This is a genomic window from Methanolobus sp., from assembly GCF_030682845.1.
Classification (GTDB): Archaea; Halobacteriota; Methanosarcinia; order Methanosarcinales; family Methanosarcinaceae; genus Methanolobus.
In genome coordinates, this window is record NZ_JAUXNK010000037.1 from 25,190 (window position 1) to 34,245 (window position 9,056).

The 9,056-nt window shown below is 47.1% G+C and carries 10 protein-coding genes; 7 read left to right on the forward strand and 3 right to left on the reverse strand.

Annotated elements, in window-relative coordinates; genetic code table 11:
- Nucleotide 1: 1 nt before the first annotated feature.
- Together Q8J68_RS03785 and Q8J68_RS03790 are read left to right on the forward strand one after the other, a co-directional pair.
- Entirely contained in the window at nucleotides 2–1,381 is a 1,380-nt protein-coding gene (locus Q8J68_RS03785; RefSeq protein WP_305310215.1) for an ATP synthase subunit B, read from the forward strand.
- Nucleotides 1,382–1,398: 17 nt separating this feature from the next.
- Entirely contained in the window at nucleotides 1,399–2,016 is a 618-nt protein-coding gene (locus tag Q8J68_RS03790; RefSeq protein WP_305310216.1) for a V-type ATP synthase subunit D, read from the forward strand.
- On the opposite strand, the gene Q8J68_RS03795 is transcribed toward Q8J68_RS03790, so the two are convergent.
- Nucleotides 2,013–2,135, reverse strand: coding sequence for a hypothetical protein (locus Q8J68_RS03795; protein WP_305310217.1), 123 nt, complete (start codon nucleotides 2,133–2,135; stop codon nucleotides 2,013–2,015). The genes Q8J68_RS03790 and Q8J68_RS03795 overlap by 4 nt on opposite strands.
- Nucleotides 2,136–2,457: 322 nt before the next feature.
- Between Q8J68_RS03795 and Q8J68_RS03800 the strand changes: the two genes are divergently transcribed.
- Nucleotides 2,458–4,773 carry a chitobiase/beta-hexosaminidase C-terminal domain-containing protein gene (locus Q8J68_RS03800; protein ID WP_305310218.1) on the forward strand — a complete coding sequence of 772 codons (2,316 nt, stop codon included), beginning with the start codon at nucleotides 2,458–2,460 and terminating at the stop codon, nucleotides 4,771–4,773.
- A gap of 113 nt (nucleotides 4,774–4,886) precedes the next feature.
- On the opposite strand, the gene bcp is transcribed toward Q8J68_RS03800, so the two are convergent.
- Complete coding sequence (gene bcp / locus Q8J68_RS03805; RefSeq protein WP_305310219.1) at nucleotides 4,887–5,369, reverse strand: thioredoxin-dependent thiol peroxidase; 483 nt, start codon at nucleotides 5,367–5,369, stop codon at nucleotides 4,887–4,889.
- Between the two features lie 620 nt (nucleotides 5,370–5,989).
- On the opposite strand from bcp, the gene Q8J68_RS03810 reads away from it, so the two are divergent.
- From Q8J68_RS03810 to Q8J68_RS03825, 4 genes are all read left to right on the forward strand, one after another.
- Nucleotides 5,990–6,658, forward strand: a complete 669-nt coding sequence (locus tag Q8J68_RS03810; RefSeq protein ID WP_305310220.1) for an ATP-binding cassette domain-containing protein — start codon at nucleotides 5,990–5,992, stop codon at nucleotides 6,656–6,658.
- Nucleotides 6,645–7,436: an ABC transporter permease gene (locus Q8J68_RS03815; RefSeq protein ID WP_305310221.1), complete on the forward strand. Its 792-nt coding sequence runs from the start codon at nucleotides 6,645–6,647 to the stop codon at nucleotides 7,434–7,436. Before Q8J68_RS03810 ends, Q8J68_RS03815 begins: the two co-directional genes overlap by 14 nt.
- Before the next feature lie 110 nt (nucleotides 7,437–7,546).
- On the forward strand, nucleotides 7,547–8,335 hold the full coding sequence (locus Q8J68_RS03820; protein ID WP_305310222.1) for a DUF1638 domain-containing protein: 789 nt from the start codon (nucleotides 7,547–7,549) through the stop codon (nucleotides 8,333–8,335).
- 157 nt (nucleotides 8,336–8,492) lie between these two features.
- Nucleotides 8,493–8,648: a DUF1328 family protein gene (locus tag Q8J68_RS03825; protein ID WP_305310223.1), complete on the forward strand. Its 156-nt coding sequence runs from the start codon at nucleotides 8,493–8,495 to the stop codon at nucleotides 8,646–8,648.
- Nucleotides 8,649–8,868: 220 nt separating this feature from the next.
- On the opposite strand, the gene Q8J68_RS03830 is transcribed toward Q8J68_RS03825, so the two are convergent.
- The coding region (locus Q8J68_RS03830) for a zinc ribbon domain-containing protein (protein ID WP_305310224.1) at nucleotides 8,869–9,056 on the reverse strand (188 nt) is incomplete at its 5' end.

Genomic DNA, 9,056 nt, shown 5'->3' on the forward strand with positions numbered 1-9,056 from the left:
AATGACCAAGGAATATAAGACAATCACAGAGATCTCAGGACCACTGGTGTTCCTTGAGAAGACTGAGCCGGTTGGTTACGGTGAACTTGTTCTCATCAACCTCCCGGACGGGACCACCAAAAGAGGACAAGTCCTTGATACTTCCGCTGACTTGGTAGCAGTCCAGGTCTTTGAAGGTACGGGCGGACTCAATGAGGAGTCCGGTGTGGTCTTCACAGGCGAGACGATCAAGCTCCCTGTATCCAAGGACATGCTTGGCCGTATCCTCTCCGGTTCCGGTGAGCCACTGGACGGCGGACCGCGCATTATCCCTGAGGACAGGGTAGATGTTAACGGTGCATCAATGAATCCATATTCAAGGATGCCGCCGGAGGATTTCATCCAGACCGGTATCTCAACCATCGACGGTACCAACACCCTTGTACGTGGACAGAAGCTCCCTATCTTCTCAGGATCAGGTCTTCCCCACAACGAGATAGCACTGCAGATAGCACGTCAGGCAAAGGTTCCCGGTTCCACCGAGGAATTTGCAGTAGTGTTTGCTGCAATGGGTATTACAAGTGAGGAAGCACAGTACTTCATGGAGGACTTCGAGAAGACCGGTGCCCTTGAGAGAGCAGTGGTTTTCCTCAACCTTGCAGATGACCCTGCAGTCGAGCGCCTGATCACACCAAGGATGGCACTTACAGCAGCCGAGTACCTTGCATACGAGCATGACATGCACGTACTGGTTATCCTTACGGATATCACCAACTACTGTGAGGCGCTCCGTCAGATGGGTGCAGCCCGTGAAGAGGTTCCGGGAAGGCGTGGGTACCCAGGTTACATGTACACTGACCTTGCATCACTCTACGAGCGTGCAGGTGTTATCAAGGGAAGGAAGGGTTCAGTAACACAGTTCTCAATCCTTACCATGCCCGGTGACGATATCACCCACCCGATCCCTGACCTTTCAGGCTACATCACCGAAGGACAGATCGTGGTCTCAAGGGAACTGCACAGAAAGGGTATCTATCCCCCTATAAACGTACTGCCTTCACTCTCCCGTCTGATGAATTCAGGCATTGGTGCAGGTAAGACCAGGGATGACCACAAGGCAGTCTCTGACCAGATGTATGCAGCCTACGCAGAAGGCCGTGACCTCAGGGGTCTGGTTGCAATCGTAGGTAAGGAAGCACTTTCCGAGAGGGACCAGAGGATCCTTGAGTTCGCAGACCTTTTCGAGGACAGGTTCGTCCGTCAGGGAAGGGATGAGGACAGGACTATCGAGGATACCCTGAACGTCTCCTGGAGCATCCTTGCAGAACTTCCGGAAGCCCTGCTTACAAGAGTGGACAACAAGTATATCCAGAAGTACCACCCTGCTCACAAGGGTAAGTAACTGAAAGGTGATCCTACATGGGCGTAAAAGATGTAAAACCAACACGGTCCGAGCTCATTGAGCTCAAGAAGAAGATCAAGCTCTCCCAGGGCGGTCACAAGCTGCTCAAGATGAAGAGGGACGGACTTATCCTTGAGTTCTTCGAGATACTGGGCAAGGCCAAGGATGTCAGGACCGAGCTGGATGCCGCCTATGAAGTCGCTTCCCGCAGAATAGCCATTGCAAATGCTGTTGACGGTACCATTACCGTCAAATCCACTTCTTTTGCCCTTCAGAGCAAACCGGAGATAGAGCTGGAAAGCCGCAATATCATGGGTGTCGTTGTTCCCAAGATCGAGTCGTCCAGTGTCCACAAAACACTTGATGAGCGTGGCTACGGTATTGTCGGTACCAGTTCCTATACGGATGAAGCAGCAGATTCCTATGAGATCCTTGTCGAGAAGATCATCCTTGCAGCTGAGATCGAGACCACCATAAAGAAACTTCTCGAGGATATCGAGAAGACCAAAAGGCGTGTCAATGCTCTCGAGTTCAAGGTGATCCCCGAACTTCAGGAAGCAATGAACTTCATCAGGCTCCGTCTCGAAGAGATGGAAAGGGAAAACACTTTCAGGCTGAAGAGGATCAAAGGTTAAATCCTCATGAGCACTCCCAATGGTCGCCCAAACCTGGTCGACCGCTTTTTTACAAGACTAACCCGACCTGAGAACCTGGCCAGGATACTCAGGTGGGCCTGGTTCATTTCTTTGGTCATGCTTGTACTGGGTTATATCATAATTTATACGAAGATCAGGCATATGATCCCGATCTGAGTTTTTACTTTAAGTATTCTAACTATCCAGTTCTCTAGCCAAAGGCATGGAAGAGCTTTGGTCTGGACATATGTGCTTTTTACCTTATTTCAACTTCTAATGCCATGATTTATCCTCTACTGATTAAGTTGAAAACCCCTTGTTTCATGAACTTTGTAAAATTATCATTTGCATTTGCCAAATCTATGAGTATTATTATATAGTATACTGTTATTATATTTCATCGTATATTTATTAAGTGCTAAATAATCCGAGAGATAAAAGATGAAAAATAAACACTCATTTAATGAAAAAAGACATAAGCAGCTACTATTAGTATTTTTAGTGCTGCTGATGTCTGCACTCGTGATTCTTCCAAGCGGATGCCTGGACAAGGATACATATGACCAACAAGTCGATGCTACCGAATCCCATACTCCAGACGCTGGCAAGGATGAAGTGCCTGAGATAATAGATGTATCAAATGTCACCGATGAACCACAACCCGCAGAAGAACCTGTCGTTCAGACGATAACAGCGTCCACTTCCGGCAGGAGCGGTTCCTCAGGTTCATCCAGTCCGTCTCCAAGTCCTCATGTGAGCAGGTCTCTCACCGGTTCTGACGATTACACCGAGCCTACAGGAACAATTACCGGTGACTTGACAATAACAGGAGATATAACGGGCACTATCACCCTGCCAGTCGGACTGACCGTCAATGGCAATCTCAATGTGAACACCCCTGGTGCCACAGTAACCAACAGGGCGAACGTGGGCGGTACTATCAATATCATTGCAGTCAGCGTCAATACATGGAACCAGTACGGCAACGCCAACGGTATCCAGATGGGTGCTACAAATGCAACATTCTTCTTCTTCTCAGGAAATATTACTCAGGGCCTTAATCTAATCGCCCCATGCAATGTGGTGATTGGTGTAAATGCTACAGGTCTTCCATTTATAACAGTGACCGAAGATGCCGAAGGTTCTGATATCGATAACCTCGGCAGTGAGGAACTCAACCTGACTACACAGGCCAATGTGACTGTGGCTGGAAATGTTAATGCTACAGAAGCTGATGGTTACAATGTCACAGTTAATGAAAGAGTATCAACACCTATAGCTAACCCCACGGCAGGAACTTATGTGGGGACCCAGAACATTACGTTAACAACAGCAACTGGCGGGGCAACCATACGTTATACTATAGATGGTAATGAACCCACAAATGTCTCTACCGCTTATGCCGATCCGATTGAAGTAGCAGCAGACATGACAATCAAAGCCATTGGAGTGAAAGAAGGCTTAGATAACAGTGAAGTAACCGAATTCGCATACGTGATAACGATATTGCCAAGCACTGATGCAGACCTGAGTGCCGTGACAGTAACTTTTGGTACATTAGATCCAGTATTCGATGCAGATACAACTGCTTACACAGTCGATGTGGACTATGATGTAACTACAATCAATGTAACTGCAACGTTGTCTGATTCAGCAGCATCAATGGAGATCAATGGCGAAGAAGCAACCAGTGCTGAAGCCGTGGCAGTTACACTTGAGGGTCCCGGAGAATCTACGGAAATCGTAATTTCAGTAACTGCTGAGGACACAACAACTGTAAAGAACTATACCATTACAGTGAACAGGGACTCAGTGCCAGATATCCAGAGTGCTGGTGTAGGCATCACACAAGGCAGTGCAGTATTTGGTTACGAGTTTTTCAGTGACGTGAATGGCACTGTCCCGATAACTTACAACAATGCAACCATAGCTCCTTACTATCTTAACACCACTGCCTCTACGGTAAGGTTGGAAAGAGGTTCAAATGCAACCGAAGACATTCCAGTCGGAGACCTGGGTATCGGAGAAGATGGAACCGTAACATACGAGAACCTCACCGAAGTTGAAGCAGCATTCGGAAACCCCGGATTTGTCAACAACTGGGGAGGAGCACCAACCCATATCGTGCTGAACCTGACCGGCGGACAGGGAGAGTATGTCTGGACATTTGACACTGTGATCGAGTTCGTTCAGAGTGACATGGATGCGTTTGGCTCACTTATGAGTCAGGCTTCCCAGGATCTGGCTTCCGTAGCATCAGCTAAGATCGCTATTGATGCAGCAGATTATACCAACCTGGTAGTGGATGATACTAACAACCAGACTCAGAAGACCGCAGCAGTTCAGGCAGCAGTTACAACAGCTGTAGATGATGTGACAGTAACAGCCACAGTAAGCTGGAATGCTGGTACGTCAGAATATGATGTAGCTATCTCCAAGAACGCAGCGAGTGACACTACAAGCATAACCACTGCAACTTTTGTGCTGAGCCAAGCTTCTCAGGATCTGGCTTCTGTAGCATCAGCTAAGATCGCTATTGATGCAGCAGATTATACCAACCTGGTAGTGGATGATACTAACAACCAGACTCAGAAGACCGCAGCAGTTCAGGCAGCAGTTACAACAGCTGTAGACGATGTGACAGTAACAGCCACAGTAAGCTGGAATGCTGGTACGTCAGAATATGATGTAGCTATCTCCAAGAACGCAGCGAGTGACACTACAAGCATAACCACTGCAACTTTTGTGCTGAGCTAAAGTAATTCAAGAAACCTCCGTACCCCCTCAATAGGGGTACGTTTCTTTTTTATAATTCCAAAGTCTAATAGTGGATTCTCTCCATCCCAAAACATACCATCCACAAAAGATCCTTACCTTACTTTCTTCTCCTTCACCACCCCCAACACCTCCCCCGCGTGCCCCGCTGTCCTCACATTATCCCACACCTTCACCACAATCCCTTCCGGGTCGATCAAAAAAGTGCTTCTCACAGCCCCCATATACTCCTTGCCGTAATTCTTCTTCATTCGCCAGACGCCGTACTGCTGGTGAACGCTTGTGTCCTCGTCTGAGAGTAGTTTTATTGTGAGCTCCTGTTTCTGGATGAAGTTCTGGTGCGACTTTATGCTGTCTTTGCTGACTCCCAGGATCACGGCATTCTCGGCAGCAAAATCATCCTTCAGAGCTGAGAAATCCTTTGCTTCGCGGGTGCAGCCGGCGGTGTTGTCGCGGGGGTAGAAGTAGAGGACTAGCCACTTGCCATAGAAATCTTTCAGGCATACTGTTTCTCCGGTTTGGTTGGGGAGGCAGAACGAGGGGGCGGGCTGGCCTTCGGTTATGGTGGTGTTTGTCATGTGTTTCTCCTTTGTGTATCTTCGATCTATAATATGTTCTGAATTATCTTCCTGTGTATAAGGTAGGTGGAGGGTCTGATGATATGGAGCTATGTGCCTGTTCTGATGGAAGGCCGGTTTGGGGAGATAAAGCAGGATCATGCATTTGTAGCAGAGGTTCTCAAATTAGAATTTTGGTTTTAAAGCCTATTCTTTTTCATTAAGGTCGGTGCCTTTTCCAGGTCCTTTTTCAGACACGGACTTACAGATCAACACGATTCATGGTAGTGCTGGAAACTAAGACCGGAAAAAGATAAGATCCGTGTAGATCCCGTGTTAATCTGTGGCTGGATATTTCAGGAGCAGTTTATTTTAAGACACAGATTTACCGGATTAACACGGATTTGCAGAAACATTGGATTTTAGAACCCAGCAAAGATGAAATCCGTGTAAATCTGCGTAAATCCGTGTCTTGATGTCTCAGGGATGAATGCGGATTGTGAAATACTAAGGGACGCCGTCAAATTAGAATACGGGTTTCGGGAGCTAATTTGATATCCTCTAGCGTCCTGTCTCTTCACATGAGAAATTATTTATACAGCCGGCAATAGTGGATAATCCATTGTTGCTTAGTGACTGGAATGAAGGAGGGGAGTAAAACGGAACTGATAAGGATAGAAGGGGTATGTGTCGCGGCGGGAGACAGGAGCATCCTTTCAGGATTTGATATGTCTATTGCCAGGGGGGAGAAAGTGCTCGTCAAAGGGCGCTCCGGCATTGGCAAGACAACACTTTTCAGGCTGCTGCTGGGGTTCAGGGTGCCTTCCTCCGGCATTCTCTATTTTGAGGGCAGGCAGATGGATGCGGTGCTTGCCTGGGATATCCGTAAAAGAGTGGCGCACATTTCTCAGGATAGTGATATTGGTGAGGGGGTGGTAAGGGATATGCTTGAGGAGATATTTTCCTATAATGCCAACAAGGGGCACTTCGATCCGGAAAAGCTCCGGTCGCTGCTGGCGGAACTTTCCCTTGAGGAAGATGTCCTTGACAAGAAGTTCGAGAACCTGTCCGGCGGGGAGAAGCAGCGCATTGCCATCATAATTTCTCTGCTCACAAAAAAGGACATATTCCTCCTGGATGAGATAACATCGGACCTCGATGCGAAGCTGAAGAGAAAGGTTGTGGATATGTTCGTGGGTAACCCTGCCTGGACCGTGCTTGCAATATCCCACGATTCAGAGTGGGAACGCGAGGGTGTGAGGGTCATCGACCTTGAGAAACTGCAGGAGGGTGCCGGTGTCTGCAACTGACATCACTTTGACGGGAATGGTGTTCTGTTTCCTGCTTCTGTTGATACCTGTACTTATCAGCCATCACCTTAACCTGAAGCTGATAGGTTCCACTCTTGAGGGTGCTTTCAGGATGACTGTACAGCTTGCTTTTGTGGGTTTCTTCCTCACCTTTGTTTTTGAGCTCAACAATTCCATGCTCAACATTGTATGGGTGCTGATCATGGTGATCGTGGCATCTTATACAGTCCTGAAGAATTCCCAGTTGAAGTATAGTTCATTAATCATACCGCTTGTGACTGCGTTTGCGGTCACGAATGTCGGGATGCTGCTCTATTTCAACAGTTTTGTAATCGGCCTTGACGACCTTTTTGAGGCGCGGTATTTCATCCCTATAGCCGGCATGGTGATAGGCAATTCCCTTCGGGCCAATATTGTAGGTATCAATGATTTCTGTGACCAGATACAGAGAAACGAGAGCCGGTATCTTTCCAGTCTGTCCCTGGGTGCGGAAAAGTACGAAGCTCTCAAACCTTACCTGAGAAAGAGCCTCAGGAACTCTATCAGGCCGACCCTTGCCAACATGGCGACAGTAGGCATCGTTTTTCTTCCGGGGATGATGACAGGACAGATAATCGGCGGTTCAAGTCCGCTCACTGCAATTGAATACCAGATAGCCATAATGATTGCGATCTATGTAGCAACAGTGATGAACGTAATGCTGTGTGTCCTTATACTCATGTACCGGGGTTTTGATGAGTACGGGACTTTCCGGAAGGATATGCTGAGGGGTGCCTGAAGTATCCGTACAATACCTACTGCAATATCCCTGGCAACAGCGTTATTATATATACCTGGAAGTGGACTTTCCATTTACTTTCTTCGTAGTATCAGATTGGAGTATCTATCATGACAGTACTGAGTTTCATTGCCTGCAGGATGTTCGAGGATGAGATCGCCCATATAATCGAGAATGATCCTGGTATTGGGAAAATAATAGTTGTGGACAATGAGGACCGTGGCGGTCTTACAGGCAAACTCGACGCTGTCGGATGTACATATGAATTACTTCCTCTGTTCTCTATTCCTCCAAAGCCTCAAAATGGAGAAGGGGAAGGGCTGACACTTATAGTTTACATGCTTGAGCTGGCACTTCATGCCAGGCCCGATAACCTAAAGAAGGTCGTCTACGATAAGACCGAAGAACTATCCCGATATGCCGATGGCATTCTTCTGTTCTACGGTCTGTGTGGTAATGTGCTGGGGAAGATCGAGGAGGATTTCAGTTCAAGTCCCTGCATTGTACGTATTCTGAAAGAGGACAACGGAACAGTTGTCGACGACTGTATAGGCGCTGTGCTTGGAGGCAGGGCTGCATATCTTGAAAAGCTGACCGGTTCCAGGGGTGTAGGCACTTTCTTCATGACTCCCATGTGGGCAGCCCACTGGCGTGAGATGGTTGTGTCTGCAGGTATGACCCAGGACCCCAATGACATAAAGATGTCAAAATTCGTTTTCGATCATGCAGGCTACAAGAATGTTGCCCGGATGGATACCGGTCTGTACTACGAGAAAGACTTTGATTTCATGGTGGAAGAGTTTGCGCGTCTTTTCGAGTTTAATATCATAGAGATGAGGGCGAGTCCGGCTCTGGTGGAGGACTGTTACAGCAAGATGTGTGCTGACCTGAGGAGCTGACAGAGCGCCCCTCTGTTTTAAAGAGTTCTTTCTTCTCTTTCCTCTAATTACAGTTTGGTATGAAAGTTTTTGAGCAAAGCTCCTTAAATACTAACTTTTAAATACTCTCGGTCTAATCTTATATATGGGGTTGTAAATTTATAGGGGGTAATAGAATATGGCAGACTTGATAGGATTAGCTATTATATTCCTGATACTGGCTATAATTGCTTATGTATTGGGTGCGCGCGGAGTAGCCGGAATGTCGATGCAGATCGCAAAGTGGCTTGTGATCATCTTTATAATACTGGCAATAATTACGTTCTTGCTATGACAGGTTCCTGTGGCTAATGGCCTCTGTTAAAAACCTTCATTTTTAAGATATGTCCTTTTTACTTTTTTTGTATATACTCATCCCTGCACGGAGAGAATACGTGAACCTCCTCCATCTGAAGAGAAAGGCTTCCCGTTTCATCGATCCAGGTTATTACGAAAGAAGTTCTTTGGCTCTTTCCTTTTCCCGTATCTCGGGGGCGTTAGTGTTTTCTGTTCTTTTATGGAGAACAACAAACACCACTTCCGCTAGTTCCTGTAGCGTATCTCTGAGTTATGCCAAGTTCCTGTAGTCCTTTGTTAAGAATGTTAATGCTCGCATTGACATCCCTTTCATGGTGCTGACCGCAATGATCGCAGTCAAATTCTCTGACAGAAGTGTCTTTGACCTTAACATTCTTATGTCCAC

Bases quoted from the DNA above. Each gene is read 5' to 3' on its own strand.
- Q8J68_RS03790 (WP_305310216.1), top strand. From the start codon at position 1,399: ATGGGCGTAAAAGATGTAAAACCAACACGGTCCGAGCTCATTGAGCTC.
- Q8J68_RS03820 (WP_305310222.1), top strand. From the start codon at position 7,547: ATGACAGTACTGAGTTTCATTGCCTGCAGGATGTTCGAGGATGAGATC.
- Q8J68_RS03810 (WP_305310220.1), top strand. From the start codon at position 5,990: ATGAAGGAGGGGAGTAAAACGGAACTGATAAGGATAGAAGGGGTATGT.
- Q8J68_RS03785 (WP_305310215.1), top strand. From the start codon at position 2: ATGACCAAGGAATATAAGACAATCACAGAGATCTCAGGACCACTGGTG.
- Q8J68_RS03800 (WP_305310218.1), top strand. From the start codon at position 2,458: ATGAAAAATAAACACTCATTTAATGAAAAAAGACATAAGCAGCTACTA.
- Q8J68_RS03825 (WP_305310223.1), top strand. From the start codon at position 8,493: ATGGCAGACTTGATAGGATTAGCTATTATATTCCTGATACTGGCTATA.
- Q8J68_RS03795 (WP_305310217.1), bottom strand. From the start codon at position 2,135: ATGACCAAAGAAATGAACCAGGCCCACCTGAGTATCCTGGCCAGGTTC.
- bcp (WP_305310219.1), bottom strand. From the start codon at position 5,369: ATGACAAACACCACCATAACCGAAGGCCAGCCCGCCCCCTCGTTCTGC.